27 protein-coding genes and 1 tRNA gene are annotated in these 26,738 nt (G+C 59.3%); 18 read left to right on the top strand and 10 right to left on the bottom strand.

Annotation, left to right across the window (positions count from 1 at the left end; all coding sequences use genetic code 11):
* Window positions 1-93 precede the first annotated feature (93 nt).
* Window positions 94-1,107, top strand: coding sequence for a 4-hydroxythreonine-4-phosphate dehydrogenase PdxA (gene pdxA, locus LDN04_RS04050; RefSeq protein WP_223906628.1), 1,014 nt, complete (start codon window positions 94-96; stop codon window positions 1,105-1,107).
* An 11-nt stretch (window positions 1,108-1,118) separates the two neighbouring features.
* A complete protein-coding gene (locus tag LDN04_RS04045) occupies window positions 1,119-2,087 on the top strand; it encodes a transglycosylase domain-containing protein (protein WP_223913331.1) in 969 nt (322 codons plus the stop codon).
* A gap of 45 nt (window positions 2,088-2,132) precedes the next feature.
* Here the strand turns inward: LDN04_RS04045 and LDN04_RS04040 are convergent, their stop codons facing one another.
* Window positions 2,133-3,137: a hypothetical protein gene (locus LDN04_RS04040; RefSeq protein WP_223906625.1), complete on the bottom strand. Its 1,005-nt coding sequence runs from the start codon at window positions 3,135-3,137 to the stop codon at window positions 2,133-2,135.
* 250 nt (window positions 3,138-3,387) lie between these two features.
* Between LDN04_RS04040 and LDN04_RS04035 the strand changes: the two genes are divergently transcribed.
* The 3 genes from LDN04_RS04035 (at window position 3,388) to phnD (ending at window position 7,247) form a co-directional block, all read left to right on the top strand.
* Complete coding sequence (locus LDN04_RS04035; RefSeq protein WP_223906623.1) at window positions 3,388-5,046, top strand: pilus assembly protein PilB; 1,659 nt, start codon at window positions 3,388-3,390, stop codon at window positions 5,044-5,046.
* Window positions 5,047-5,144: 98 nt separating this feature from the next.
* The gene (locus LDN04_RS04030) at window positions 5,145-6,215 is read left to right on the top strand and encodes a type IV pilus twitching motility protein PilT (protein WP_223906621.1); all 1,071 of its coding nucleotides are present in this window, start codon (window positions 5,145-5,147) and stop codon (window positions 6,213-6,215) included.
* A 93-nt stretch (window positions 6,216-6,308) separates the two neighbouring features.
* Window positions 6,309-7,247, top strand: coding sequence for a phosphate/phosphite/phosphonate ABC transporter substrate-binding protein (gene phnD, locus LDN04_RS04025; RefSeq protein WP_223906618.1), 939 nt, complete (start codon window positions 6,309-6,311; stop codon window positions 7,245-7,247).
* A gap of 92 nt (window positions 7,248-7,339) precedes the next feature.
* On the opposite strand, the gene LDN04_RS04020 is transcribed toward phnD, so the two are convergent.
* Window positions 7,340-7,416: transfer RNA gene (locus LDN04_RS04020), tRNA-Pro, on the bottom strand.
* Between the two features lie 290 nt (window positions 7,417-7,706).
* On the opposite strand from LDN04_RS04020, the gene LDN04_RS04015 reads away from it, so the two are divergent.
* The 7 genes from LDN04_RS04015 to LDN04_RS03985 all read left to right on the top strand — a co-directional run bounded on the left by LDN04_RS04015 (window position 7,707) and on the right by LDN04_RS03985 (window position 14,349).
* Window positions 7,707-8,219 carry a hypothetical protein gene (locus LDN04_RS04015; RefSeq protein ID WP_223906616.1) on the top strand — a complete coding sequence of 171 codons (513 nt, stop codon included), beginning with the start codon at window positions 7,707-7,709 and terminating at the stop codon, window positions 8,217-8,219.
* Window positions 8,220-8,238: 19 nt separating this feature from the next.
* Window positions 8,239-9,114, top strand: a complete 876-nt coding sequence (locus LDN04_RS04010) for a 4-hydroxybenzoate octaprenyltransferase (protein WP_223906614.1) — start codon at window positions 8,239-8,241, stop codon at window positions 9,112-9,114.
* Window positions 9,111-9,734, top strand: coding sequence for a UbiX family flavin prenyltransferase (locus LDN04_RS04005; protein WP_223906611.1), 624 nt, complete (start codon window positions 9,111-9,113; stop codon window positions 9,732-9,734). Before LDN04_RS04010 ends, LDN04_RS04005 begins: the two co-directional genes overlap by 4 nt.
* 64 nt (window positions 9,735-9,798) lie before the next feature.
* Window positions 9,799-10,881 carry an aminofutalosine synthase MqnE gene (mqnE, locus tag LDN04_RS04000; RefSeq protein WP_223906608.1) on the top strand — a complete coding sequence of 361 codons (1,083 nt, stop codon included), beginning with the start codon at window positions 9,799-9,801 and terminating at the stop codon, window positions 10,879-10,881.
* Between the two features lie 177 nt (window positions 10,882-11,058).
* Window positions 11,059-12,126, top strand: coding sequence for a cyclic dehypoxanthinyl futalosine synthase (gene mqnC / locus LDN04_RS03995; protein ID WP_223906606.1), 1,068 nt, complete (start codon window positions 11,059-11,061; stop codon window positions 12,124-12,126).
* Between the two features lie 14 nt (window positions 12,127-12,140).
* Window positions 12,141-13,184 carry a histidinol-phosphate transaminase gene (gene hisC / locus LDN04_RS03990; RefSeq protein ID WP_223906603.1) on the top strand — a complete coding sequence of 348 codons (1,044 nt, stop codon included), beginning with the start codon at window positions 12,141-12,143 and terminating at the stop codon, window positions 13,182-13,184.
* Entirely contained in the window at window positions 13,171-14,349 is a 1,179-nt protein-coding gene (locus tag LDN04_RS03985) for a ribonuclease D (protein WP_223906600.1), read from the top strand. Before hisC ends, LDN04_RS03985 begins: the two co-directional genes overlap by 14 nt.
* A 2-nt stretch (window positions 14,350-14,351) precedes the next feature.
* Here the strand turns inward: LDN04_RS03985 and LDN04_RS03980 are convergent, their stop codons facing one another.
* The 3 genes from LDN04_RS03980 to prmA form a co-directional block, all read right to left on the bottom strand.
* Window positions 14,352-15,071, bottom strand: coding sequence for a hypothetical protein (locus LDN04_RS03980; protein WP_223906598.1), 720 nt, complete (start codon window positions 15,069-15,071; stop codon window positions 14,352-14,354).
* A 77-nt stretch (window positions 15,072-15,148) separates the two neighbouring features.
* Complete coding sequence (locus LDN04_RS03975) at window positions 15,149-15,931, bottom strand: 16S rRNA (uracil(1498)-N(3))-methyltransferase (protein ID WP_223906595.1); 783 nt, start codon at window positions 15,929-15,931, stop codon at window positions 15,149-15,151.
* On the bottom strand, window positions 15,891-16,826 hold the full coding sequence (prmA, locus tag LDN04_RS03970) for a 50S ribosomal protein L11 methyltransferase (protein ID WP_223913330.1): 936 nt from the start codon (window positions 16,824-16,826) through the stop codon (window positions 15,891-15,893). The genes LDN04_RS03975 and prmA overlap by 41 nt, the downstream gene beginning before the upstream one ends.
* A gap of 145 nt (window positions 16,827-16,971) precedes the next feature.
* Here prmA and LDN04_RS03965 point away from each other — a divergent pair, with 145 nt between their 5' ends.
* From LDN04_RS03965 to LDN04_RS03945, 5 genes are all read left to right on the top strand, one after another.
* The gene (locus LDN04_RS03965; RefSeq protein WP_223906592.1) at window positions 16,972-18,138 is read left to right on the top strand and encodes a M20 family metallopeptidase; all 1,167 of its coding nucleotides are present in this window, start codon (window positions 16,972-16,974) and stop codon (window positions 18,136-18,138) included.
* 72 nt (window positions 18,139-18,210) lie between these two features.
* The gene (locus LDN04_RS03960; protein WP_223906589.1) at window positions 18,211-19,023 is read left to right on the top strand and encodes a pyruvate, water dikinase regulatory protein; all 813 of its coding nucleotides are present in this window, start codon (window positions 18,211-18,213) and stop codon (window positions 19,021-19,023) included.
* Window positions 19,024-19,076: 53 nt separating this feature from the next.
* On the top strand, window positions 19,077-19,751 hold the full coding sequence (locus LDN04_RS03955; RefSeq protein ID WP_223906586.1) for a response regulator transcription factor: 675 nt from the start codon (window positions 19,077-19,079) through the stop codon (window positions 19,749-19,751).
* Window positions 19,752-19,755: 4 nt separating this feature from the next.
* A complete protein-coding gene (locus LDN04_RS03950; RefSeq protein ID WP_223906583.1) occupies window positions 19,756-21,213 on the top strand; it encodes a cell wall metabolism sensor histidine kinase WalK in 1,458 nt (485 codons plus the stop codon).
* A 31-nt stretch (window positions 21,214-21,244) separates the two neighbouring features.
* The gene (locus LDN04_RS03945) at window positions 21,245-22,648 is read left to right on the top strand and encodes a DegQ family serine endoprotease (protein ID WP_374045133.1); all 1,404 of its coding nucleotides are present in this window, start codon (window positions 21,245-21,247) and stop codon (window positions 22,646-22,648) included.
* A 60-nt stretch (window positions 22,649-22,708) separates the two neighbouring features.
* Here LDN04_RS03945 and LDN04_RS03940 read toward each other — a convergent pair whose 3' ends face one another.
* Window positions 22,709-23,422 carry a phosphatase gene (locus tag LDN04_RS03940; RefSeq protein ID WP_223906580.1) on the bottom strand — a complete coding sequence of 238 codons (714 nt, stop codon included), beginning with the start codon at window positions 23,420-23,422 and terminating at the stop codon, window positions 22,709-22,711.
* Between the two features lie 65 nt (window positions 23,423-23,487).
* Between LDN04_RS03940 and LDN04_RS03935 the strand changes: the two genes are divergently transcribed.
* Entirely contained in the window at window positions 23,488-24,972 is a 1,485-nt protein-coding gene (locus LDN04_RS03935; protein ID WP_223906578.1) for a leucyl aminopeptidase, read from the top strand.
* Window positions 24,973-25,047: 75 nt separating this feature from the next.
* On the opposite strand, the gene atpE is transcribed toward LDN04_RS03935, so the two are convergent.
* From atpE to LDN04_RS03915, 4 genes are read right to left on the bottom strand one after another with little or no spacing between them, the layout of a single operon-like run.
* A complete protein-coding gene (gene atpE, locus LDN04_RS03930) occupies window positions 25,048-25,323 on the bottom strand; it encodes an ATP synthase F0 subunit C (protein WP_214173850.1) in 276 nt (91 codons plus the stop codon).
* A gap of 54 nt (window positions 25,324-25,377) precedes the next feature.
* Entirely contained in the window at window positions 25,378-26,070 is a 693-nt protein-coding gene (gene atpB / locus LDN04_RS03925) for a F0F1 ATP synthase subunit A (RefSeq protein ID WP_223906576.1), read from the bottom strand.
* A gap of 3 nt (window positions 26,071-26,073) precedes the next feature.
* Window positions 26,074-26,460 carry an ATP synthase subunit I gene (locus tag LDN04_RS03920; RefSeq protein WP_223906573.1) on the bottom strand — a complete coding sequence of 129 codons (387 nt, stop codon included), beginning with the start codon at window positions 26,458-26,460 and terminating at the stop codon, window positions 26,074-26,076.
* Window positions 26,432-26,677 carry an AtpZ/AtpI family protein gene (locus LDN04_RS03915; protein ID WP_223906571.1) on the bottom strand — a complete coding sequence of 82 codons (246 nt, stop codon included), beginning with the start codon at window positions 26,675-26,677 and terminating at the stop codon, window positions 26,432-26,434. Before LDN04_RS03915 ends, LDN04_RS03920 begins: the two co-directional genes overlap by 29 nt.
* Between the last annotated feature and the right edge of the window lie 61 nt (window positions 26,678-26,738).

Below are 26,738 nucleotides of genomic sequence, written 5' to 3'. Positions count from 1 at the left end.
GGATTCGCCACTCTTTTTTTTTTGCCGGCACACCGGGAGGTTGTTGTAGTATAATCTCGGCCTTCTGGCTACAGTGCAGGCAGCGAGGCAACGATGAAACAACCTGTTATTGCTGTTACCATGGGAGACCCGACCGGTGTGGGCCCCGAAATAATCGCCAAGGCGCTTCGTGATTCCGAGGTGCAGCACAGATGCCGGCCTCTGGTACTCGGCGACCCATCGGTGATGGAACGGGCACTTGCCATCACGGGCGAGCCACTGGCGGTTGAGTTCCTCGATGACGGCATTCCTCCGGCTGATGACCGTACCGATCGCATCTACCTGCGGTCGCTGTCACGACTGTCGCCTGGCGACATGGTGTTCGGAGCGCCCTCTCCCGCAAGTGGCGCGGCAATGTACGACTATATAACGACTGCGGCGAAACTCTGCCTTGCCGGCGAGGTTGCGGGGATGGCCACCGCTCCCATCAACAAGGAGGCGCTCAACCGTGCCGGCCACCACTATCCGGGGCATACCGAACTCTTGGCGGAGTTGACGGGTACGGACCAGTTTGTCATGATGCTTGCTGGAGATCGCTTGCGAGTGGCCCTCGTCACGATCCATGAGGCGCTGGCCAATGTTCCCCAACTAGTCACCTTCGACAGGGTGCTGTCTACGATCAGGACCACGCACCGGGATGTGAACCGCTATTTTCGACCCAATCCGCGGCTTGCGGTACTCGCCCTTAACCCACACTGCGGAGAAGGGGGGCTGTTCGGGAACGAGGAGGCACGAGTCATATCTCCTGCCATTGCGGCCGCCCGCGCCGAGGGGATCGATGCCGTGGGTCCGCTTTCGGCCGACACCCTTTTCCATTTCGCGGTGCAGGGGGGGTACGATGCGGTGATCTGCATGTACCATGACCAGGGGCTCATCCCGCTAAAGCTCCTCCATTTCGATGACGGCGTCAACGTTACCTTGGGACTCCCCATCATCCGTACCTCCGTTGACCATGGTACTGCCTACGATCTGGCCGGAACGGGAAAGGCCAACCCCCGGAGCATGGTTGCGGCCATTCTGCTGGCTGCCCGCATGGCAGCCGTGCGTGACGGGGACGGAGAGCCATGAAAAGACCCGGCATGTCCGTGAAGAAGGCAGGTATCGTTCTGTGCGGCATAATCCTGCTCTATGCCGTCTACATCGGTATATCCATCTTCTTTCTCCCGTCGGTTGAGGAGTTGAAGAACCGGCGCGCGGTCATGACCATCCAGGTCAGGGACTGGCAGGGTAAAAGCCACCCCTTCGTGGTGGGTCCGAAAAATAGAGACTGGACGCCGTCGGGGAGCATCCCCGCCGAAATGAAATGGGCGGTGATTCTGGCGGAGGATGCCAATTTTTACAAGCACGAGGGGATTGACGTCAAGGCGATCAAGAATGCCATCAAATACGATCTGGAAAAGAAGCGTCTCGCCCGCGGCGCTTCTACCATCACCCAGCAGGTGGCCAAGAACCTCTTTCTGTCGCGGGAGAAGACCATCAGCCGCAAGATCAAGGAGATCATCCTGGCCAGGCGGATGGAGCAGGAACTGACCAAGGGGCGTATCGTCGAACTCTATCTCAACGTGGTCGAACTGGGGCCGATGGTACACGGGATAGGTCATGGCGCCCGGTACTACTTCGGGAAATCGGCGGCGGAGCTCACGCCACGGGAGTGCGCGTTCCTTGCCGCCATGCTCCCCGGGCCGCGGGTGGCCTACAATCCCTACAAAAACCTGGGAAAGGTGCTGAAGCGTTCTGACATGATTCTGCGACTCCTGCGGGGCAAAGGGGTGCTGTCAGAGGATGAGTACCACCAGGCGCTGGCGGAAATCCCCAACGTAGGGAGGATGCAGCAGAAGGTGGATAAGACCATCGAACAGGAACCGGTTTTTAAGAACCTGAGCAGTGGTGTAAAAGAGGGAGAGGTGCACGTCGCGCCGCCGGCGGAATCGGTGCATCCGGTGGATCGGGCGCCATCGGGCGGGCCGGCAGACGGGCAGGAAAACAAGGGTGTTGATGCCGGCGGCCATGACCAGACGCCGGCAGTGGGGGAACCGAAACAACCCTGACAGGCCTGTGGAGACGTTGCATGCAACGTCTCCACAGGCCTGCCTTCAGATACGGAAGCCTTCGATCTCGGTCTCGGTGAAGTCATTGGTGATCTGTTGCAGTTCCTCACCGCCGTTTAGAAGCAGCTTTACCGTGCAGTCGCGCCCCGGTTCCGCCTTGGTGTAGCGAAGGAGTATCCTGGCGGCGGTCTGCACCAGATGGTCTTCCACTATGCCCGTCACTACGCCGAGGGGACTACCCCCCTCGTTCCAGCGAAGCGCCAGCTCGCCGTCCTGCAACGCGCCTTCCAGCAGCTGGTTATCCGCCTCGTTGCGGCCGATCAGCACTTTTGTTCGCGGTCCGATCCGGAAATGACGCCCGACCTTGAGGAGCCTGCAGTCTCGCAGGTTGACCTGGTCAGCGTGGTCGAACACGTCCCGCACCTTGGAGACGAAGGAGAGTTCGGTCAGGAGGCAGCCGCCGGCAGGGCAGGGATAGTTCTTCACGTCCAGGTCGTCGGCCAGCTGCATCTGTTCCTTGCGGGAGCGACCCTGGATGGCAAGAAGCTTCTCCCGGTCCACCCAACCTTCCTGCTCGGGGATGGTGGGGGGGAAATGCTTGGCCGAAAGGGGGCGCAGGAGCAGCCCTTCCAGGCCGCTCTCCCGCTCGATCACCCGCAGGGTGTCGCGCCGCTGACTCATGGGGCGTTGTCCCAGCACCTCGCCGGTTATGACGAAATCGGCGCCGCATGTCGCCATGTACTCCTTGGCCTTCCGGAGCAGATAGATGCGGCAGTCGATGCAGGGGTTCATCCCCTTGCCGTAGCCGTGGCGGGGGTTGCGGATGATGTCCAGATACTCCGCCCCCTTGTGCAGGACCTTGATGGGGATGCCGAATTCGCCGGCGACCCGGACGGCCTCCGATTTGCAGCCGGCGTTCTTGCCGGTGCAGGTGCAGAAGGGGGAGGTGAAATTGAGGGCCTCAACCGCGATCCCCTGCTCAAGCATGACCTTGACGGCTAGGGTGGAGTCGAGTCCTCCTGAGAGAAGGGCGAGGGCTTTACGCTGCATGGTGTCTCCTGTGGTGCCATGCCGGGGTAGCCAGTGAAATAGCGCTCCCGTACGGAACCCGATTGAATTTGTCCAAGGCTAGCACAGCCGGTCGACAAATGTAAAGGCCAGAAAAACCGGCGGTTAGGGACAACCTTTGCACGCCTGCTGTTTTTCGGCCGGTATGGTAGAGAGATTGCATGGAAGATATGCTTGCCCGAACTGGCGTCTGGTTTCCGGGCGCAGGGGCAACGTTTCCGCTGGAGGGGCCATGAACGGTCTGGTTAAGGAAGGTTCGCTGGGTGCGATCCTTTTCAAGTCACAGATAATTACGGAACAGGACATCAAGGCCGCGCTGGACGAGCAGCAGGCTTCCGGCTGCCGCTTCGGCGAGGCCCTGGTCAAGCTGGGGGTCGTAACCCAGGAGGACATAGACTGGGCCCTCTCTAACCAGCTGAACATACCTTACGTGCGGCTCAAGCAGGGAATGATCGACCAGGACGCGGTCGAGCTCATTCCAGCCACGGTGGCACGCCAGTACAACCTTATCCCCCTGCTCAGGATGGGGGACGACCTCTCCCTTGCCATGGCAGACCCGCTCAACATGGAGGCCATAGGGGCGGTGGAGGAACTGACCGGTTGTCAGGTCACGGTCTCCGTTGCCCTCATCCGGGAGATACGGGAGATGCAGGATATCTGCTACGGCCCGGCGGAGGTCGCTACCTCCCTCGGATTCGCGGCGGACTGTTTTCCCGAACGCGTGCTCGCGGAGATCAATGCCGATCTTACCGGGGCACGGCTCCTCGATTATCTCCTCGTATTCGTCAACCAGAACAAGGCGACGGGGCTCTCCCTGCAACCGGTGGGGGATACGGTCGGTATCGCGGTGAAGCGGGCCGGGAAAACCCGGCATGTCGGCACCCTTGCCGGTACCTACTATCCCGATTTCGTACTGCGGTTAAAGAAACTCGCCAAGATCGACGATACCGTCGAAAGCGCAGCGGGGGGGGAGCTGGGGTTTCGCTACAAAGGGGCCCACCTCTCCTTCCAGATTCTGCTGTTGCGAGGCGTAGCCGGTGATTTCGTGACGATCAAGCCCCAGGCGGTGGCACCATTCCCCGCACGGCTCGCGGATCTCGGCAGTGCAGCAGGCCAGGTTACACGGCTCCGGGGCCTGGCGGCCTCGGAATCAGGTCTGGTGCTGGTCGTTCATCGGGACAGCGAAGACCGCTGCCGTCTCATGGACCTCTTTCTGGAAGAGTGCTCCACGATTGGCAAGAGTGTCCTTCTCCTCGGCAACGACCTGGGCAAGGGGAGCAAGCACTTTCCTCGGATTCCCCTACCGAACGGGGCGACGGGTGAGGCCCACGACCTGCTCCTTGCCGCCCTCGAACATGATCCGGACATCATCGTCGTGGAGGATGCTACCGACTCGCTCTCCTTCATTGCGGCAACCAAGGCCGCCATGCGGGGGAAGCTGGTAGTGGCCGGCATCTCTTCCCCCGATATGGACACGGCGTTCAAGCACCTCCTCTATCTCTGGCACCGGCATTACTTTGTCCCTACCTGCCTCAGGGGGATGATCTCGTGCAAGGGGGTGGCGATACTCTGTCCCCACTGTCGCGGGGAATACAGCCCGACCAGGGAAGAGATTGCCGCCCTGCGCCTGGCGGCGCCATCCGGGAACTACTTCCGGGCTGCCGGCTGCCCGGCTTGCGACCAGACCGGACACAAAGGGCGGCGCTATCTGCTTGACCTGATCACCTTCGAAGAAGGGCTATTGGCTGCTTTCGAGTCGGCCCGCGACAGCAGAGATATTGAGCGGTACCTGCAGGGTGCGGGGTATCGCGGCATCATGGCGGAGGGAGAGGAGCTGCTCCAGGCCGGTGAGATTTCACCGGTGGAGTATGTTGCCTCACTCCTCCTCTGACTGAAAGAGGGCAGGGGGGCCCGTGAGTGTGCCCCAGTTGCAGTATCTGTGGAGTCTACCGGCTCCGCCGCATAAATGTTTTACGGGGAGTACAGAACATGGCACGAATCGACGGACTGTTCAAAATGCTCAAGGACCAGGGGGCGTCGGACCTCCATCTCTCGACGGGGTCGCCTCCCATCTTCCGTCTCCACGGCGAGATGGAGAAATCGAACTTCAAGGCCCTTTCCCATGAAGAGACCAAGTCGATCCTCTACGAGATCCTCACCGAGCGGCAGAAGCGGGACTTCGAGGAGAAGCACGACCTGGATTTTGCCTACGAGATACCCGGCCTGGCCCGGTTCCGCGGTAATATGTTCCTGCAGCACAAGGGGATTGCGGCAGTCTTCCGGATCATCCCGAGCAAGATCCTCTCCGCCGACGATCTGGGGCTCCCCGAAGGGGTCCGAAAAATGACCAACCTGAAAAAGGGACTGGTCCTGGTCACCGGGCCGACCGGTTCCGGGAAGTCCACAACACTTGCCGCAATGATCGACCTCATCAACAGCACCCGGCGGGAACATATCCTGACCCTTGAGGACCCGCTGGAATTCATTCACCCGAGTAAGCTGTCGCTCCTGAACCAGCGCCAGATCGGCGAGCATTCCGAGAGCTTCACCGCGGCCCTGCGCGCGGCGCTGCGGGAGGACCCGGACGTCATCCTGGTTGGGGAGATGCGCGACCTGGAGACCATCAGCCTCGCCATGACCGCTGCCGAGACCGGCCACCTGGTGTTCGGCACACTCCACACCAATTCCGCTGCCAAGACCATCGACCGGATCATCGATGCCTTCCCGCGGGATAGCCAGGAGCAGGTCCGTACTATGCTTTCCGAATCGCTGCGGGGGGTGATCTGCCAGCAGTTGCTGCGTACTGCCGACGGAAAGGGGCGGGTGCCGGCGCTGGAGATCATGGTCGGAACGCCGGCCATTGGCAACCTTATCAGGGAAGGGAAGACCTTCCAGATCCCATCCATCATCCAGACCGCAAAGAAGGAGGGGATGCAGCTCATGGACCAGCATCTCCTGGACCTCCTCAAAATGCGGAAGATTGGAGCAGAGGAGGCCTACCGCTGCGCGGCGGACAAGAAGCAGTTCGAGCAGTATCTTCCCCACCGGCCGCCGCAGTAGAAAGGGCAAACAGTGCATACTCCCGGCATGTCACCCGATTCCCGGTATATAAAGCACGTGCCATGCGATAATTGCTTGCAAGGAGGATTGGGCATGAAAATGCAGGACGCTCATAATCCCTTAAAAATGCTGGCAGCTGTTGCTCTGACGTCCCTGTTGGCCCTGGCCATGACAGGCTGCACCAGGTCCGATGCGCGGAAAATCAGCCTGGAGAAAAAAGCCCCGCTATCTGCTCCGGTGCCAGGCCCGGAACAGCCGGGGCTGCGTATCGGCATGGGGGCGTTGAACACGCCTAAGGAAGGATATTTATACTATAGGCGACTGAAGGAGTATCTGGCAAAAGAACTGCGAATGCCGGTAACTCTCGTTGATCGCGAAAACAATGCCGAGATGAACAGGTTGCTGGCTGTCGGTGGGGTTGATGTTGCTTTTGTCGGCGCCGGCCCCTATGTGGAGGGGCATGACCGGTTCGGGTTGGAGCTTCTGGTAATGCCGCTGGTGAAGGGGAAGTCAGCGTACCATTCGTACATAATCGTGCCGAAGGATAGCACGGCCAATAGTCTCGATGACCTGCGGGGGAAAAGATTTGCTTTCACCGAGCCCCAGTCCAATTCCGGGAAACTGGTGCCCACCTACCTGCTTGCCCGCCATAAAGAGACGCCGAAATCCTTTTTCGGCAAGGTTTCCTACACCTATGGTCATGACATATCAATTGCTTCCGTAGCCAAAAAATTGGTGGACGGTGCAGCGGTCAACAGCCTGATCTGGGACTATCTGGCGCGAACACGGCCTGAACTGACCACCAAAACCCGCATAGTTTACGTCTCCGAACCCTACGGCATTCCACCAATGGTGGTAAAGAATCTCAATCCTGCCCTCAGGGAGCGGCTGCTCAAGGTGCTGCTGTCCATGCATGAGACGCCTGAAGGCAAAGATGTCCTGGCTGGGATGATGATCGACCGTTTTGTTCCGGGCAATGACGCAAATTATGATTCGATCCGAGCGATCAAAAGATGGACTATGGGGCACTAACGTACTATTCGATCATGGACCGGAAGAATACCGGAGCAGGGGCTCCGGGAACGAAAAAGGGCTCCCCGGAGGAGCCCTTTTCTTGTCTTGTATGGTCGGGATGACTGGATTTGAACCAGCGGCCCCCTGCTCCCGAAGCAGGTGCGCTACCAGGCTGCGCTACATCCCGACAAGGGCTTATATATACCTTGATGGTCGTTGTTTGTCAACAGGTTAACTGGTCCTTTTGCCAAAAAACCGTTGTCAGATTCCCCCCGAAGTGCTACAAAATTAGATTCGGTGAAACGTCACGGCATTTCATGGTGAGGGTGAATGACTTACCGCAACCATGCAGGAATACCGGAAAAAGCGGGAGAGGTGGGGTACCCCGGCGAATCTAGGTGGTCGATACACTGCTGGAGGTTGTTGACGTAACCGTTGACTGGTAAACAGATGCCCTTGAGTGGAGGAATACAGTTTGTGACGGTGTGGCGAGGGGTTCTGGCCGGGTTGATGCTGATAGTCCTGCTCTGTGCCGGCGGTTGCTATCATATGAGATTGATGCCGGTTCCCCTTGAGGGGGCGAGTTTCGAGACCGGGCAACCGGTGGGGCGGACTGTTGCCGAGATCGAAAAACGGCTGCTGCAGGATGGATTTCTTCTGGAGACAGTCGATGCAAGTAGTGGCATGATCCTCACGGGATACCGGTTCTTTTACAACGACACCAGCACCGGTCAGCCTGCCGGGGGACGGGACTACCACTACCGGCTGGAAGTCAGGGTTACCGCCAAAGAGAAGGGCACTGCGGTACGGCTGACTCCCATTGATCTGGAACTCAGGACGTTCTACGTTTACGATCACGAAGGAAAACTCGACACGCTGAAGAAGCGGTACCCCTACGAGGTATTCCCCGGCATGTTCGAACTTGAGTATTTGAAGAAGGAGTTGCAGCGAGTGAAGGAACTGCTCGTTGCGGAGAAATGGCAGGGTTAGCATGCAGGCGGAAAGTGCAATGAAAGTAGCGTGGCTGGAAAAACTCCGGGTATTCCTGGAGATGATCAAATTTTCCCACACCGTATTCGCCCTCCCCTTTGCCTTCACCGGTGCGTTGCTGGCGAAAGGGGGGCTTCCCTCCGGAGAGCAGGCGTTCTGGATCCTCATGGCCATGGTGGGGGGGCGTACCACCGCCATGGGGTTGAATCGGCTCATCGATGCGGAGATCGACGCCGCCAATCCCCGTACCAGCAGCCGTGCCATCCCCGCCGGTCTCCTCGGCAAGGGGACAGTCTTCGTCTACGTGCTGCTCGCCTCACTTCTCTTGTTCTTCGCTGCCGCCCAACTGAACCGTCTCTGCCTCTACCTCTCGCCAGTGGCACTCGCTTTCCTCGTGCTCTATTCCTACTGCAAGCGGTTCACTTCCCTGGCGCACCTGGTGCTGGGGCTCTGTCTTGGTGCCGCTCCTGTCGGGGCGTGGATCGCCATCCGGGGGACAGTGGATCTGCCGGTGGTGCTTCTGGGACTGGCAGTGCTCTTCTGGGTGGCCGGTTTCGATATCCTCTATGCGCTTCAGGATCTGGAGTTCGACCGGCAGCGGGGGCTCCACTCCATTCCGGTGCGGTTAGGGGTCACCGGTTCCCTCTGGACGGCCCGCCTTTTTTCCCTCGTCATGCTCGTTCTGCTGGTCGGGCTCTACATGACCATGCATCTCGGAAGTTGGTTTCTCGCCGGCCTGGTGGTGGTGGCGCTAATGCTTGGTTATGAGCACTGGCTGCTGCGGGGGGGAGACTTGAGCCGTCTGGATGCGGCCTTTTTCACCATGAACGGCTATATCAGCGTGGCGATTTTTCTCTTCACCCTTGCGGAAGTGTTATTGGGGAGGAGTGCATGAACGAGCGTCAGGTGGTCCTTGCCATTACCGGCGCCTCCGGTGCGGTCTACGGTCTCAGGCTCGCCGAAGAGCTGTTGCGCGCATCGGTGCGGTTGACGGTGCTCATCAGTCGTCCCGGCTTTGCCGTTCTTAAGGAGGAGTGCGGGCTGGTGTTGGACGGGGACGCGAGGGGGGTCCGGGAGACCCTTTGCCGCCACTTTGGGGTGGATGCCAAGCAGCTTGCCCATTATGCCGAGGATGATTTATTTGCCCCCATTGCGAGCGGTTCCGCCGCGCCCGATGCGCTCGTTATCTGCCCTTGCTCTATGGGAACCCTTGCCCGCGTGGCAACGGGAGTTTCCGGCAATCTTTTGGAGCGCTGTGCCGATGTCATGCTCAAGGAGCACCGCAGGCTGATCATGGTCCCCCGGGAGACGCCGCTCAACGAGATTCACCTGGAGAACATGCTGAAACTCAGCCGTATGGGGGTACGGATGATACCGGCCATGCCTGCTTTCTATAACCATCCCCGTTCTCTCGATGACCTGGTGGATTTTGTGGTGGGTCGAGTGCTCGACGATATAGGGATCGCGCACCGGCTGGTTCGGCGCTGGGGAGAAGGGGCAGGAACCGGGGATTAGGGACCGGGGACCGGTGGAAAACCTTGCCGGAGCACGGTTACCGGATTAGGAAATGAGAAAATTCATGATTTCATTTGCATCCATAGACAGGAAGGTCCGGAGCGGCCAACGGTTGGATGACGACGAAGCCCTCTTCCTGTTCGAGTCGCCTGACCTCCTGGCGGTTGGCGAACTGGCGGCCTTTGCCAATGAGCGGCGCAACGGCCGGAAGGTTTTTTTCAACGTCAACCGGCATATCAATCATACCAACATCTGCGTGAACCGGTGCCAGTTTTGCGCTTTCTCCCGTACCGCCGACCAGCCGGGGGCCTATACCTACGACCTTGAGGAGATCCGGAGCCGGACCCTCCAGGCCCTTGCCCAAGGGGCGACGGAGATCCACATCGTCGGTGGCCTGCACCCCGACCTTCCCTTCGACTTCTACCTGGAGATGCTCCGGACGGTGCGGGAAACGGCTCCTGCCCTCCATATCAAGGCTTTTACCGCCGTGGAGATCGACTACCTTGCCACGCTTGCCGGTCTTTCCCTGGAGGGGACCCTGGAAGCGCTGAAGCAGGCCGGCCTCGGTTCCCTGCCGGGTGGAGGGGCGGAGATCCTCCGCCAGGAGGTGCGCGACCGTCTCTGCCCGGAGAAAATCAGCGGTGACCGTTGGCTGGAGGTGATGCGGGCAGTTCACGGTGCCGGGCTGAAATCCAACGCCACCATGCTTTACGGCCATGTGGAGACCTATGCAGACCGGATCGATCACATGCGGCGGCTGCGGGAGTTGCAGGACGAAACCGGGGGGTTCCAGGTGTTCATCCCCCTGGCCTTCCAGACGGAGAACAACCCCCTCGGCCACCTGAAGAACCCCCTGAGCGGCGGGGTGGATGACCTCAAGACCCTTGCCGTTGCCCGGCTCTACCTGGACAACTTCGCCAACATCAAGGCGTACTGGGTGATGCTCGGCGAAAAGATCGCCCAGACTTCCCTCTGCTTCGGGGTGAACGACCTGGACGGGACGGTGGTGGAGGAGAAGATCGGCCACGATGCCGGCGCTACCTCCCCCCAGACCATGGGGCGGGAGGATATCGTCTCCCTCATCAGGATGGCGGGGCGGGTGCCGGTGGAGCGGGATACACTCTATAACGAGCTTCAGACGTACTGATAAACAACAAAGTATCAACCACAGAGGACGCGGAGGAACTGCAGAGGACAGCAAACCGATTTTTGGCATGAATCGAAGATTCTTTTACCAATACGGTTAGCTTGTTTTCTGGGGAGTGTGCGGTTTTCCTCGGTGTCCCTCTTCGTTCTCTGTGGTGAGAGCTCTAAGGTTTTAGGCATGCTGACGACCATTACCGCCAAAATTGAGAACAACGAACCGATCAACCGGCAGGAGGCGCTCTGGCTCCTCGCTGACGCCGACCTGCTCGCGGTGGGGAAGTTGGCGGACGGCATCCGGAAGAAGCGGCATCCTGACAACCGGGTCACCTTCGTGGTGGACCGAAACGTCAACTATACCAACGTCTGCGAATCCAAGTGCAAGTTCTGCGCATTCTACCGGGACGCCGGTTCCGACGAGGCTTACGTCCTTGCCGAGGCGGAGATATTTGCCAAGATCGCCGAGCTGGTTGCCCAGGGAGGGACCCAGCTCCTCATGCAGGGGGGGCTCCATCCCGACCTGAAAGTCGAGTTCTTCGAAAGCCTGTTTCGGGAGATCAAGCGCCAATTCCCGGCGGTGCAGAATCATTCCCTGTCACCGGCGGAGATTACCCACATCGCCCGGCTCTCAGAACTCACGGTTCCCGAGACACTCCGGCGCCTCCATGCTGCCGGCCTGGACTCGGTCCCTGGCGGCGGGGCGGAGATCCTGGTGGACAGCGTCCGTCGGGACATCTCCCCCAACAAGATCGGCTGGGAAGGGTGGGCGAGGGTGATGGAAGAGGCGGCCCGGCAAGGGCTTCCGACTACCGCCACCATGATGTTCGGCAGCACGGAAACGCGAGAGGACATCGTCGAGCACCTGTTCCGGGTCCGGGCCCTCCAGGCGGAGGGGGGGAGCTTTACCGCCTTCATTCCCTGGACCTACCAGCCGGGAAACACGGAACTTGGTGGGAAGACCGCCACAGGCGTGGAATACCTGAAGGTGCTGGCTCTCTCCCGCATCGTCCTCGACAACATCCCGAACATCCAGGCGAGCTGGGTTACCCAGGGAGCCAGGATGGCCCAGGTGGCCCTCTTCTTCGGGGCCAATGACTTGGGAGGAACCATGCTGGAGGAAAACGTGGTGGCGGCGGCCGGTTGCTCCTTCCGGATGAGCCGGGAAGAGATGATCCAGTTGATCCGGGGCGCCGGCTTTCTCCCTGTGCGCCGTACCACCACGTACACTATCCTCGAAGAGTACACATAAGAGACGGAGTTCCCATGATCCCCCTGCGCAGGAATATCAAGGAAATGGCCGGGTACGTGCCGGGCTACCAGCCCGCCGATGCGGCGGCCTACATCAAGCTGAACACCAATGAAAATCCCTATCCTCCATCGCCCCGGGTGCTGGAGGCGATAATGGCCGAGGTGGGGGAGGGGCTGCGGCGGTATCCCGATGCAGCCAGCCGAGCACCGCTGGAAGAGGCGGCACGGCTCTACGGCTTTCCCGCCGACTGGGTTGTGATGGCCAATGGCTCCGACGAGTTGCTCAACAACCTGATCCGCGCCTTTGCCTCCGAAGGGGAGGAGATCGCCTACGTGCATCCCTCCTACTCCTACTACGCTACCTTGGCGGAGATTCAAGGGGCAAGGGTGCGGACCTTTGGCCTGACAGAGCAGCTGAGCCTGGCCGGTTTCCCGGCGCGCTACGAGGGGAAGCTCTTCTTTCTCACCAATCCCAACGCGCCGCTCGGATTTTGCTTTCCCCGGGCATTCATCGAGGAACTGGCCGGTCGGGTGGCGGGGATGCTGGTGATTGACGAAGCTTACGTGGACTTCGCTGAGGAACATTCCCTCGACCTGGTCCGTCGCTTTGATAACGTGGTGGTGACCCGGACCTTTTCCAAGAGCTATTCCCTAGCCGGCATGCGGCTGGGGCTAGCCATCGCCCGTCCCGAGGTGATAGCGGCCCTCAACAAGATCCGTGACCATTACAATCTGGACCGGCTGGCCCAGACCGCTGCCGCTGCCGCCCTGCGAGACCAGGAGTATTTCAGTGGCTGTGTGGAGAAAATCCGGGCAACCCGTGAATGGTTCAGCAACGAGCTGCGGGAGCTTGGCTATACGGTTATCCCGTCCCAGGCCAATTTCGTTTTTGCCTCATCGCCGGACCGGGATGGGGAGAGGGTCTATCAGGGGCTCTTCGACCGGAACATCCTGGTCCGTTATTTTACCGATCCGCTCCTTGCCCACGGCATGCGGATTACCATCGGCACCCGTGAGGAGATGGAGAAAACCGTGGAGGCACTTCGTGACATTCGCTGAATCTGCAGGGGCCGAAGCCGGGTCGTCGCACCAGACCGCCAACTTCATCGGTATCATCACCAGCCGGGAGGCTCTTCTGGACCTGGTGGGGAGGATGGAACAGGAACCGGTCCTTGCCTTCGATCTGGAAGCGGACTCGCTCCACCATTACACCGAAAAGGTCTGCCTGATCCAGGTTGCCACCCCGACGGAAAGCGCCCTCATCGACCCCCTTGCCTTGCCTGATCTTTCACCACTGGCGTCGGTGCTTGCCAATCCCTCTATCCACAAGGTCTTCCACGGTGCCGACTACGACATCCGCTCCCTGCACCGGGATTTCGGTCTGGAGGTCAACAGCCTGTTCGACACCATGATCGCCTGTCAACTCCTCGGTGAGGCCGAAGTGGGGCTGGCGGCGGTCCTGAAGAGGCGGTTTGGCGTGGAGTTGGACAAGGGATTCCAGAAGGCAGACTGGAGCAGGCGGCCGCTGAGCGGGGAGATGATTGCCTATGCGGTACAGGACACGACGCTGCTTATTCCGCTCTGCCAGCAGCTGGAGGCGGAGCTCCGCGGCCGGGGTCGCCTCGCGTGGGTGGAGGAGGAGTGCCGGCTGCTTTCCCGGGTCAGGACCGTCCCCCGTGACCAGGAGCCGCTCTGTTTCCGCTTCAAGGGGGCTGCCCGCATGGAGCCGCGGACCCTCGCCGTACTGGAGGAACTGCTCCGTTTTCGCGACCATCAGGCCAGGCGGCAGGACGTTCCCCCTTTCAAGGTACTGGGGACCGACGTGATCAGAGCCCTGGCCGAAGGGCAGCCGCGGACCATGGAAGAGCTGGCAGCCCTTCCCGGGTTCCCTACAAAGCTCCTGACACGTTTGGGTTCGGGGATCATCCAGGCGGTTATCAGGGGGATGGCACTTCCTCCCGACAAATTCCCCCGGTTTCCGCGACAGCAGCGACAGGTCCTCGACAAGGGGCAGCAGGTAATTTTACAGCGGCTGAAAAAGGTGCGGGAGGCGAAAGCGCGGGAATTGGGGATCGATGCGGGGCTTTTGATCAACAACAGCCTGTTGGAATCCCTTGCGGTGGCGGACAGGACCCGCGAGGCGCGGCAGACGGCCCTGGCCGCCCTGAAAGGGTGGCAGCGGGAGGTTCTGGCCGCCGATCTGGCGGCCCTGATGGAAGCGTAAGCTTACTGACCGGGTTTGTCACCTTCTTCGGGAAGTTCGCCGAACAGGGAGTCAAACGTATCCGTGGCAAGGCCGGCGTCTTCCGCCGGCAGTTTTTTGGGTTCGTCCTTTGCGGCGGTCTCATCTTCCTGGAAGAAAAAGTCCATCTCGAATTCTCCCCCCGCAGCCGGCGGTTCGGGTGTTGCGTCTTCTCCGCCTACGTTGCCAAATTCCACGAATTCATCTGTTTCCGGTTCTCCTGCCGGCGTGGCCAGCTCGTCCCCTGCACCTGAAGACTCCAGCAGGTCGGCAAAGCTGTCGTCAACGAACCCCTGTGCGGGCGCTGGCGGCGGTTCCTGTGCAGAGGCAGTTTCCTCGAAGGAAAAATCGCCAAAAGCCGGCTCTTCCACCTCGGACGTCGCTTCCGGCGCTGTTTCGGGTGCGAAGCTGAAGCTCGTGGCATCATCTTCCCCGATGGTGCCGAAATTGAGTCCCAAATCGGTTTCGGCTGGTACCGGCTCCTCTGCAGTGGAAAAATCCCCGTTGAACAATTCCTCCCCCGCCGTGATGCCGGCAGTCGCAGGTGCGAAGTCCTGAGATGGTTCGGCGGCAGGCCGTGAAAGCCCTTGCAGAAAAATAGGGCGAATCCCGCGTGACTCTTTGAACGATGTCAGGTCCTGGTTGCATTTCTTGCAGCTGTCGAGGGTTTCAAAGCTGTTGTACCCGCATTTTGGACATTTCATGATGCTACTCCTTGGTTTTATCGTGTAATCGTACTGATCATTGGCATAGAGACAACCTTAAAGACACCCGGAATAGATTACCCCATGTCTCCCCAGTGAAACTGCAGAATTGCCAGTATGGCGAGACCGGCGGTTTCCGTCCGGAGAATACGGTGACCCAGGGTAACCGGTATGAAGCCGTTTTCCCGGGCTTGCCGGGCCTCCTCCTCCGATAGACCCCCTTCGGGACCGACGATGACGGCCACGCTTTCCGGTGTGAGTTGTTCCGCGAGAACGGCTCGGAGTCCGGTTTTCCGTTCGCCTTCCCAGAGGAGCAGCTTGAGGGACTGGGTCGCCGACTGTAGTACCTCATCCAGGCTTCCCGCGAAGGAAATCCGGGGCAAGGAAGCGCGCTGTGATTGGCGGGCTGCCTCGTCGGCTATCCGCTGCCATCGCTCGACCTTGCCACTGCGCTGGTCGAGGCCGATTCGGGAAACAGACCGACCTGACTGAAACGGCACGATGGCGGCGGCGCCAAGTTCGGTCCCCTTTTGGAGGACCAGTTCCAGCTTGTCACCCTTCGGCAGCCCCTGGTAAAGGGTTATGGCCGGTCCCGTTTCGGTGGCGACCGGCAGGGCTTTCCCCTCCAGTGCAATGGTCAGACTTTCTTTGCCGACCTGAGCAATGACCCCGTGCGCCTCGTGCCCATCGCCGTCGGCCAGAAGCAAAGTGGTTCCGGCCTTCAGGCGGAGCACCCTGATCATGTGGTGGTGGAGTTCGCCGCTGACCGTGAGCGTTTCCCGGTTCAGGCTTCCGGGAGGAACGAAGAAACGTCGCACCTCAGGCATCCCGCCGATAACAGAGGCAACTCCACTCGTCATGGCGAGTGGTTGTCAGTAACGTCACGCCATGGCCGGCAAAACCGGCCCTGACAAATTCTTCCCTTTCCGTCAGTATCCCCGACAGTACGAGCGTTCCCCCTTGCACGAGGTGGTCGATCAGGGGGCTGGCGAGCCTCACCAGTTCTTCAGCCAGGATGTTGGCGAGCACCACGTCGAACTGGCCCTTTACCTCCGTGAGGGGGGTGGTGTCCAGTTCCACGTTCTCCCCTTCCCCGTTCTGGCGCACGTTCTCCCGCGCCACCTCAATCGCCCGGGGGTCGATGTCCAGGCCGACAATCCGTGCCCCCCCCAGTTTGGCGGCGGCGATGGCAAGAATCCCCGAACCTGTCCCCACGTCGAGAACCGTGGCCGGTACCGGCCCATGCCCATCCGCCCACGCCCCTTCCCGGAAAAAGAGCTGTTCCAGGGCCTCAAGGCATAATCTGGTGGTGGCGTGGGTGCCAGTGCCGAAGGCCATGCCGGGGTCCAGTTCGATGATAAGATCATCGGGATCGGGGGAAAATGTTTCCCAGGTCGGTTTGATAACCAGCCGTTTGCCGATACGGGCCGGTTTGAAGTACTGTTTCCAGTTGTTGGCCCAGTCTTCTTCCCGGAGCAGGGAGATGGTCGGTTGCAGAAAGGTGAAACCGGGAAATGCCGGACCGTGCTTGGCCAGGAATGCGGTTATGGCGTCGACTTTACTCGATAGGTCTGCATCGGCGGGGAGGTACGCTTTGACCGTTTTCCGATCGGACTCTTCGACGGTGTCGAGGGAGAAGGTGTCGAGAAAGAGGTTGTCAATACTCACGCCGCTGCCGGAAAGGTCGACGAGAAATTCCGCCACCTCGTCCACCATCGTGGCCGGAACGGTGCAGGAAACCTCGGCCCATACCATATTTTCCATCAGGCGGTCACTCCGGAGCGTTGACGATAGGACATTACTGCGTACCGTAGCAAAACAATGCACGCCTGACAACAAAAAACCTTGACAAATCGGCCCTTTTCATGTGAAATCCTCATTAAAATAGTTCGGGGCGAAAATGGAACTAGCGGCACTCAAACAGGCCATTGCAGGGGTGGTGGGTCAGCGCAGGAATGAACTGACCGATATCGCCGAACAGCTCTTCCGGTTCCCCGAAACGGGTTTGCAGGAATACCGGAGCGCTGCCCTGCTGGCGGATATCTTGGAGCGGGAAGGGTTCCGGCTGGAGCGGAGTTTGGCAGGGATGGATACCGCGTTTCGTGCCGCTTACGGTTCTGACGGACCGACTATCGCCATTCTCGCGGAAATGGACGCGTTGCCGGGGCTGGGACATGCCTGCGGTCATAATGTCATCGCCGCTGCCGCAGTCGGTGCGGCCATTGCCCTGCGGCAAGCTGTTCCTATCGGAGAAGCCCGAATCGTCGTGCTCGGGACGCCTGCCGAGGAACTTGGTATCGGCAAGGTGGAACTGGTCAAGGCGGGGATTTTCCAGGGGGTGGATGCTGCCATGATGGTCCATCCATCCTCGAGACGTCTGGTCATCAAGCATTACCTGGGGCTCGCCCGGATCCGCTTCACCTTTTTCGGCCGGCCGGCCCATGCTGCCGCCTACCCCGAAGAAGGGGTTAACGCCCTGGACGGAGTGATCCAGACCTTCAACGGCATCAACGCCCTCCGCCAGCAACTGCGCCAGGACGTGCGTGTCCATGGGATCATCACTGACGGGGGGGTAGCCCCCAATATCATCCCGGCCACGGCGGCATGCCATTTCTATGTCCGGGCAACAGACCTGGACGAGGTCGGTCGGGTGCGGGAACGGGTTGTCGCCTGTGCCGAAGGGGCTGCCAGGGCAACCGGCTGCCGGCTGGAGGTTGCCGCCGACGAGCGCGTGCTGGCACCGCTGAAAATCAACCATACCCTTTCGGGGCTGTATTCCGAACAGCTTGTCCATCTGGGCCTTCCCGAGGCAACAGCCCCCGCCGACAAAAACCTTGGTTCGTCCGATATCGGCAATGTGTCGCAGGTAGTGCCGACCATCCATCCCCACGTCCCCATCGGCGCGGGCGTCCATATCCATACGGAGGACTTTGCCCGGGCAACTATCTCGGAGCAGGGAAGAGAGGCGGTGGTCGAGGGGGCGACGGCAATGGCGCTGACGGCGGCGGAACTCATTGCCCGGCCTGAACTGCGTAAAAAAATGTGGGATGAATTCACAGGTTCATGAATTTATTTGCACATTAAAGAAATCGTGGTATATGTTAATGAAAATTACGGTTGCAGCGTAGTCGAGAGGCCCATGGAACAGCATGTATATCTTCTCTCCGATGCGACGGGGGAGACGGTTGAGCGGGTGGTGCGGGCTGCCCTGTCCCAGTTCAAGGACGTGGACATACGGCTGCACCGGTTGAGCGGTCTGCGAAGTCATGAGGATATTTTGACGGCGGTGACCCAGGCAACGGTCCAGCCGGGGATCATCATCTATACCCTGGTTGACCCGGAACTGGCGCAGCTCCTCCGGAACGAAGTGGAGGCCCATGGGTTGGATGCCGTGGACCTCATCAGTCCGCTCCTGTACAAACTGTCGGATATTTTTCGGATGCCCCCCCAAAAGGTGCCGGGGCTCCTCTATCAGATCAACTCCGAATACCATAAGCGGGTGGAGGCGGTCGATTATACGGTCAAGCAGGATGATGGCCAGGAACTGCGCAGCCTTCACAAGGCGGACGTCGTCCTCGTCGGCGTCTCCCGGACCTCCAAGACGCCGCTTTCCATGTACCTGGCTCACCGAGGGTACAAGGTGGCCAATGTTCCGCTGGTCAAGGGGATTGACCCTCCTCCCGAACTGTTCGAAATCCACCAGCACCGGGTGGTGGGACTGACCATCGATCCCAAGCGGTTGGTGGAAATCCGCACTGCCCGGTTGCGTAATCTTCACCAGAGCCCGCGCGGCAGCTATGCAGATTACGAGCATGTGGAAGAAGAGCTTGGCTGGTGCATGCGGATATACCGCCGACATCCCGAGTGGCTGGTCATCGACGTAACGAACAAGTCGGTGGAGGAGTCGGCGGCGGAGATACTGAAGCGGCTCAATACCTACTTTAACTGCTGAGATGTCCATAGATGGACATGAGAGACAAAACTATCGTCAGAGAGGTGCGGAACATGAAAATTCTTGTGGTCGAAGATGAGAAGAAAGTATCCAGTTTCATCAAGCGGGGCCTTGAGGAAGAGAAGTATGACGTGGATATCGCCAATGATGGAGAAGAAGGGCTCCGCATGGCCCTCGAAAAGGCATATGACCTGATCGTTCTCGACTGGATGCTTCCCAAGCGGGACGGTTTGAGCGTGGTCAGGGAAATGCGTGGCAGAAGCACCATGACGCCGGTGCTCATGCTCACGGCCAAGGATTCCGTCGAGGATATAGTCGCTGGCCTCGACTCGGGCTCTGACGATTATCTCACCAAACCGTTTGCCTTTGCCGAACTGCTTGCGCGCGTAAGAGCCCTGCTGCGCCGCAGTGAAATGGACCGTGGTGCGGAACTCCGCTTTGCCGACCTGCGTATCGATCCGGTAACCCACAAGGTCTGGCGCAGCGAGAAGGAGATCGATCTTACCGCCAAGGAGTATGCCCTGTTGGAATACTTCATGCGGAATCCGAACCAGGTGTTGACCCGCACCATGATCGCCGACCACGTGTGGGACTATACCTTTGACAGCTTCACCAACATCATCGATGTGTACGTCAACTACCTGCGGAAAAAGATCGACCGGGATGCGGACAAGAAACTTATCCATACCGTGCGAGGGGTGGGCTACATTCTCAAAGAGGAGGATTGATTAGTTGTTCTTCAAATCAATCCGCTTTACGCTTACCCTCTGGTATTCGGTAACGCTTGCCTTAATCCTGATTGTATTCAGCTCGTTCCTCTACGCGACCCTCCGGAACCAGCTGTACGAAGAAGTGGACAGGGACCTGCTTGCTGTTGCGGAAGCAATAGCAAGCCCCACCTTCGAGCCGTTTTACCGCAGTGCCCCCGCCGAAATGGATCAACTCCTGGAGGATTTCATCGGGGCTCGCGTCGCCGGCAAGTACGTCCGGATTCTGGACAGGCGTGGCGAGCCCCGTGCAGCGACCAGCAATCTGGGTAATATCAGCCTTCCGCCGAACCAGCGGGCTCTTATCGCTGCAGCCGCCAACAGAATCGCCTACGAAACCCACCGCGACAGCGACCGCTATCCCGTCCGGGTCATCTCCTATCCGCTCCTTGTCCGCGGACAACTGGATACCATCGTGCAGGTAGGCTCGTCGCTGGTGGGTCCGACTGAAATCCTCAACAAAATTCTCCTCATCTTCACCGTTTCCATCCCCCTTTCCCTGCTTCTGCTGGTGTATGGCGGCTGGTTTCTTGCCGGCAGGGCACTCAAGCCCGTCGACCTGATAACCCGGAGCGCCAGGAGAATCACTGCTGAAAACCTGAGTCACCGGCTTGACGTGGTTAACCCCCGCGACGAGATCGGACGGCTGGCAGAGACCTTCAACACTACCCTGGCACGGTTGGAGAATTCCTTTAACCGGACCCGCCGGTTCTCCGCCGATGTTTCCCATGAGCTGCGTACCCCCCTTACCATCTTGCGCGGCGAAATCGAGGTAGGCCTCAAATGGGCGAAGGAACCGGCGGAGTTCCGCGAACTGATGCAGAGCAATCTTGAAGAAGTGAATCGGATGTCGGGAATCATCGAATCGCTTCTTGAGCTGTCACGTGCGGAGGAGAAGGGTCTGTCGCTTAATCTTCAGGAGGTGGAGCTTTGTGAGCTCCTTCAGGAAGTCACGCAACAACTCCGCACCCTGGCCGACGAAAAAGGGGTTCAGCTGGAATTCGCCGGCACCCTGCCGGTCCATGTACAGGGAGACCGGGTGCGTCTGCACCAGGTATTTTTGAACCTCCTGGGAAATGCCCTCAAGTATACGGAGAGCGGAGGCAAGGTCCGGCTTTTCCTGGAGACCGGCAACGGGTATGCAAAGGTAGCGGTTTCCGATACGGGGCAGGGGATTCCCGCCGAGGATATCTCATGTATATTCGACCGGTTTTATCGGGTCGATAGGGCGCGCAATCGTGCCCATGGTGGCAGCGGCCTTGGCCTGTCGCTGGTCAAGTCATACACCGAAGCCCATGGCGGGCGAATCGAAGTCGTCAGCGAAGTCGGCAAGGGGAGTACCTTCACGGTCTTTCTACCGCTTGCCGACAGCCCCTCCACAGATGATTCCGGAAAGGTTGACAAGCCGCTGCGACGACATTAAATTGTGGGGAACGTCAGAAGAGGAGGTCTCCATGGTAAACATTCTCGTGCGCAGCGGAAAGTGGTTTCTTCCAGTTTTCTTCCTTGTGATGGCGGTGAGCGGAACCGCATTCGCCAAAGCAGTGGTGCCGGACTTCGTCGAACTGGCCCGGAAACTGAAGCCAACGGTCGTTAACATCAGCACCGCAAAAGTCATCACACCCCAGAAACGTCTGAAGCGCCCCTCTCCCAGCCCATTTGGAACTGACCCCTTTGAGGATTTCTTCGAACGGTTTTTCGAAGAGATGCCGCAGCGTCCCCGCAAGGAGCGTAGCCTTGGGTCGGGATTCATTATCAGCAATGAAGGGTATATCCTCACCAACAACCATGTAGTGGCAGGTTCCAGCGAGATAAAGGTGAAACTTGCCGACGGCAGGGAGTTCGGGGGAGAGATAAAAGGGCTGGACGAAAAGCTTGACCTGGCACTCATCAAGATTGACGCCAAGGAACCGTTGCCGGCGGCCGTCTTGGGTGACAGTGACGGTATCCAGATTGGTGAATGGGTGATGGCAATCGGCAACCCTTTCGGGCTAGCCGAGACTGTGACGGCAGGCATCGTCAGTGCTAAGGGGCGGGTCATCGGCAGCGGCCCCTATGATGACTTCATTCAGACCGACGCGTCCATCAATCCCGGCAATTCGGGAGGGCCGCTCTTCAATGCCCGGGGAGAGGTGATCGGCATCAACACCGCGATCGTGGCCGGGGGGCAAGGGATCGGCTTTGCCATCCCGGTCAACATGGCCAAGAACATCATCCCCCAGTTAAGGGACAAGGGACGGGTCACTCGGGGGTGGCTCGGTGTTTCCATACAGCCCATAACGCAGGAGCTGGCACAATCCTTCGGCCTGGCGGCTACAAAGGGGGGGGCGCTGGTTGCCGACGTGGTAAAGGAGAGCCCAGCCGACAAGGCAGGACTGAAGGCGGGTGACATCATACTCGAATTCGACGGAAGGGATATTCACGAGATGAACGAACTCCCCCGGCTCGTTGCGACCACGCCGGTGGGGAAGAAAGTTCCACTCAAGGTGTTGCGCGACGGCAAGCAGGAGGAGCTTACGGTTGCCATCGACTTGTTGAAGGACGGTAGCGATGGTGACGGTCAGTCGCTTGGCACGGACCGGCTCGGCATGACTGTTCGGGAACTGACTAGGGAACTGGCCGCTCAGCTGGGTGCGAAGGATACAAAAGGGGTCGTGGTCGCGGAGGTCAAGCCGGGGAGCGTTGCGGAGGATGCGGGCATTGCGAAGGGGGACATCATCCGGGAAATCAACGGAATGATTATTTCGTCGGTGCCCGACTGCGAAAAGGCGCTGGCAGCCCACAAAAAGGGGAGCCTCATGCGCGTGCTCCTGCGTCGTGGCGACAGTTCGCTGTTTGTGGCACTTAAAGTTGAATGACCCCCGGCTGATGAACGATGCAAGGAGGTCGCCCTGTCGGGCGACCTCTTTTTTTGCCGGTTACGAGGTGAGGTCGAGAAAGGCGAAGAGGCGTTCGAGAGAGGAGTTGATTACCTGCTCCTCCCTCACCCCCGCACATTCCAGCACCTCGAGTGCGGCGGTGAATTCTCCCACCACTTGGGCAATGTGGGCGTCGCTCCCGACTATTACCGGTGTCCCTGCATGTGCAATGAGCTCCGCGAGGGACTCGCAGTTCGGGCGGCTCCCCTTGCGGCTGATGATGAACGAGGAGTTGTTGATTTCCAGGGCGGTGCCGGTCTGACGGGCGGCCTCGACGATTGTTTCATAATGGAGGGGAAAGACGGGGTTACCGGGGTGGGAGATGGCTTTCACCCGGGGATTTGACATGGCCGCGATGACGGCACGGGTGTTCTGATCCGCTCCCAGCCCGTCCATGCCGCACCCTTCGTGGAGGCCTGCCATGACGAAGTCGAGCTTCTGGAGGTATTCCTCGGGGAGATCGAGGGTGCCGTTGAGGTCGATTATGTTGGCCTCCACACCGGTCAGGATGCGTACTCCCTGAATGCTTTGGGGGAAAAACCGCATGGCGCCGAAATGGTAGAGATGGGGACCGCCGGGAATGGCCGGCCCGTGGTCGGTAACGGCCAGAGCCAGAAGCCCTTTGCGGGCCGCTTCCTGTGCCAGTTCGTTGACGGTGGAATAGGCGTGCCCCGAGGCGATGGTGTGGGTGTGCATGTCGGCGACAATCTGCATGAATTTCCAACCTTTTATTGTGTTTGTTGGCTACTGTAGCACAACCTTTATCTGGAGGTCCAGTAATGCGCATTTCGTTGGTGGTGGGGGATTATCTGAAACACTCCTGTCCGGTTCTGGTGGCGGGATGTTTTGAGGAAGATGGGGAGCTGGAATGGATTACCAGGCTGGACCGGGCCATGGAGGGGAGACTCCTGCCCCTCTGCCGGCAGGAGGATTTTGCCGGCAAGCTTGACAAGACCAAGATGGTGCATACCCTGGGTCGACTGCCGGCTGAACGAATCCTCCTGGTCGGCTTGGGGAAACGGAAGGATTTCACCGTGGAGCGCCTGCGGCGAGCCTCAGGAACAATGGTGCAGGTGCTGAAGAAGGCCAGGCTTGAGCGTGGGAGCAGTCTGCTTCTCTGTGTCGCCGGCGACGAACCGGCCAAGATCCGGGCGGTTGCAGAAGGTGCGTTGCTCGGCAGTTATGAGTTCTCTCAGTACAAAACTGCCGCAGGTGATGAGAGTGCTGTCACCGAACTGACCTTCCTCTGTCCTGACAAAAACGTAAGGACTAGCGTGGAGTCGTTTGTTGCTGAAGCCGTCTGCGTCTGCGATGCAGTCTCTTTTGCAAGAGACCTTGTTTCCCAGCCGGGGAATGTGGCTACCCCGACCTATCTGGCAGAAAAAGGGCTGGAGATGGCGGCCCGGCAGGGCATGACGTGCCAGGTGCTGGAGCGGGAGGAGCTGGAACGTCTCGGCATGGAGGCCTTGCTTGCCGTGAGTCGCGGGTCCCACCAGCCGCCGCGGTTCATCATCCTGGAATACCATGGGGATGGCGCGAAAGGACGGCCGGTCGTGCTGGTTGGGAAGGGGGTTACCTTCGATTCGGGGGGGATATCGCTCAAACCAGGGGCCGGGATGGAGCGGATGAAGGACGACATGGCGGGTGCCGCTGCCGTGCTCGGCACGCTCCAGGCTGCCGCCGCCTTGCGCCTCCCTCTGCACTTGGTGGGACTGGTGCCGGCCGCAGAAAACCTTCCCGGCGGTGGGGCATACAAGCCGGGAGATGTGGTGACTGCCATGTCCGGCAAAACCATCGAGGTCATCAACACCGATGCGGAAGGGAGGCTGCTCCTCTGCGATGCCCTTCATTACGCCCAGCGCTATCGCCCGGCCGCGCTCATCGACCTGGCGACCCTGACGGGGGCCTGCATCGTTGCCCTCGGCAACGTCGCCACCGGCCTGATGGGGAACGACAACAATCTCAAACGGTCACTGCAGAGGGCCGGAGAGGCAAGCGGTGAGCGGGTCTGGGAACTTCCCCTCTGGGAGGAGTACGGCGAACTGATGAAGAGCGATATCGCTGACGTGAAAAATGCCGGCGGCCCGACGGCAGGTACCATTTCCGCAGGGTGGTTCCTCCAGCAGTTTGCGGGGAAAGCGCGCTGGGCTCATCTGGATATCGCTGGCACTGCTTGGGAGGAGAAAGGGCAACCCCACATTCCCAAGGGGGCGACGGGGGTTGGGGTGAGGTTGCTGATCGAATACCTCCGTGCTATCTGTTAAGGGGACGGAAGAATGCAGAAATAAAAAAAGGTGTGTCGCAAGACACACCTTTTTTCATAGGCTGGTTAGGCCCGATTACTTTGCGACGGTTTCTGCCAGCTTGAGGGCGATGTCTTTGTAGGGGTTGGCGAACAGGATGATAAGACAGACGACCAGAGCGTAGATGGCGAGAGACTCGATCATGGCGAGACCGATCATCATGGTGGTGAGGATCTTGCCGGAAGCGCCCGGATTACGGGAAACGCCTTCTACCGCACTCTTGACGGCAAGCCCCTGGCCGATACCGGTTCCGAGGGTGCCCAGTGCCATGCCGATACCGGCGGCGAGTACGCACATAGTGAAAAAGCTCATTGTTGGTTCCTCCTTTCGTGAAATATCTCCTAAATAGTATAGGAAGTCGAATGCTTAATGGGCTTCCTCAAGGGAACCCTGGATGTAGATCATGGCCAGCAGCATGAAGACGAAGGCCTGGATGAAGGAGACCAGCACCCCCATGACCATCATGGGGAGGGGTACCAGGAACGGGACGAGCCCGAAGAAGATCATGAGCACCAGTTCGTGGCCGTTCATGTTGCCGAAAAGACGGAGGGAGAGCGAGATGGGGCGACTGAGATGGCCGATGACCTCGATGAAAAACATGATCGGCGCCAGCCACCAGATCGGCCCCATGAAATGCTTGAGGTAATGGAATCCGTGCTCCTTGACCCCGACGATATGGGTGGAAAGGAAGACGATGATGGCGCAGGCGGCGGTGGTGTTGAGATTGGCGGTCGGCGGGTAGAAGCCGGGGACAAGGCCGATCAGGTTGGAGACAAGGACGAAGAGAGCGATGGTCGCGATGAGCGGAAAGTAGGGGCGTCCATGCTCTCCCATGGTCTCTACTACCATGTTTTCGATGCCGCCGACGATGACTTCCATGAAATTCTGCAGGCCGCCGGGAACAGTCTTCAGCCCCTTGGTGGCGAGCAGGGAGACGATCAGCAGGAGGGCCATGACCAGCCAGGTGTAGGCGATGGCATCGGCGCCGGCTTCGGAAATGTGGAACGTCTCCACCAGAAGCTCTCTGAAGAACTGCAAAAACAGTAACGGATGAACCATGGACTACTCTCCTTTTGTGTTCAGCATATAGAGCGCGAGTGCGGTTATGGTCATGACCAGAATTGACAGGCCGAGGAGAAGCCCCCGGATGTCAATGTCAAGCTTTACGATGAGCAGGTATATCAGGGCACCGATGACGGTAAGCCGGAGCAGGTAGCGCAGAATGGCAAAACGCTCGGGGTTTTCCTGCTGCCGGTACAGCACCCGCTGCATGATGCTCAGCAGCCAGTAGTAATTGCCGATGGCAATCAGTCCTCCCGCCAGCACCCCCCCGGCGAACCTGAGTGAGCCGAAACAGGCTCCCCCGATGGTCAGGGCGGCTAGCAGGCACCAACTGCCGGTAGTGACGGCAGTGAAGTAGTCATTCTCCTTTATCGTCACCACGGTCATTTCTGTGAATTTCTTTGCCGGCAATGATGTAGATGTTCCGGAAGCCGGCCGCTATGCCGAAAAAGAGAAAGATAAAGAAAAACCATGGGCCGGTTCCGAGCCACTTGTCCAGCTGCAGCCCGATGAATACCCCGATGGCAATGGCAAGCGCCACCGAGATTCCCATGCTCGACACCATTCCCAGGGTTTTTATCAGGCTCTTTGTATCCTTTTCCATGGTCGGAACCTGACTGCCAGAGTATGGTGAAAAACCAAAGCTAAATAGCATATTGGGCCAA

Origin of the sequence: Geobacter sp. AOG1, from assembly GCF_019972315.1 — a bacterium.
GTDB lineage: Bacteria > Desulfobacterota > Desulfuromonadia > Geobacterales > Geobacteraceae > Geomobilimonas.
This window is presented reverse-complemented; position numbering and strand designations above follow the sequence as displayed.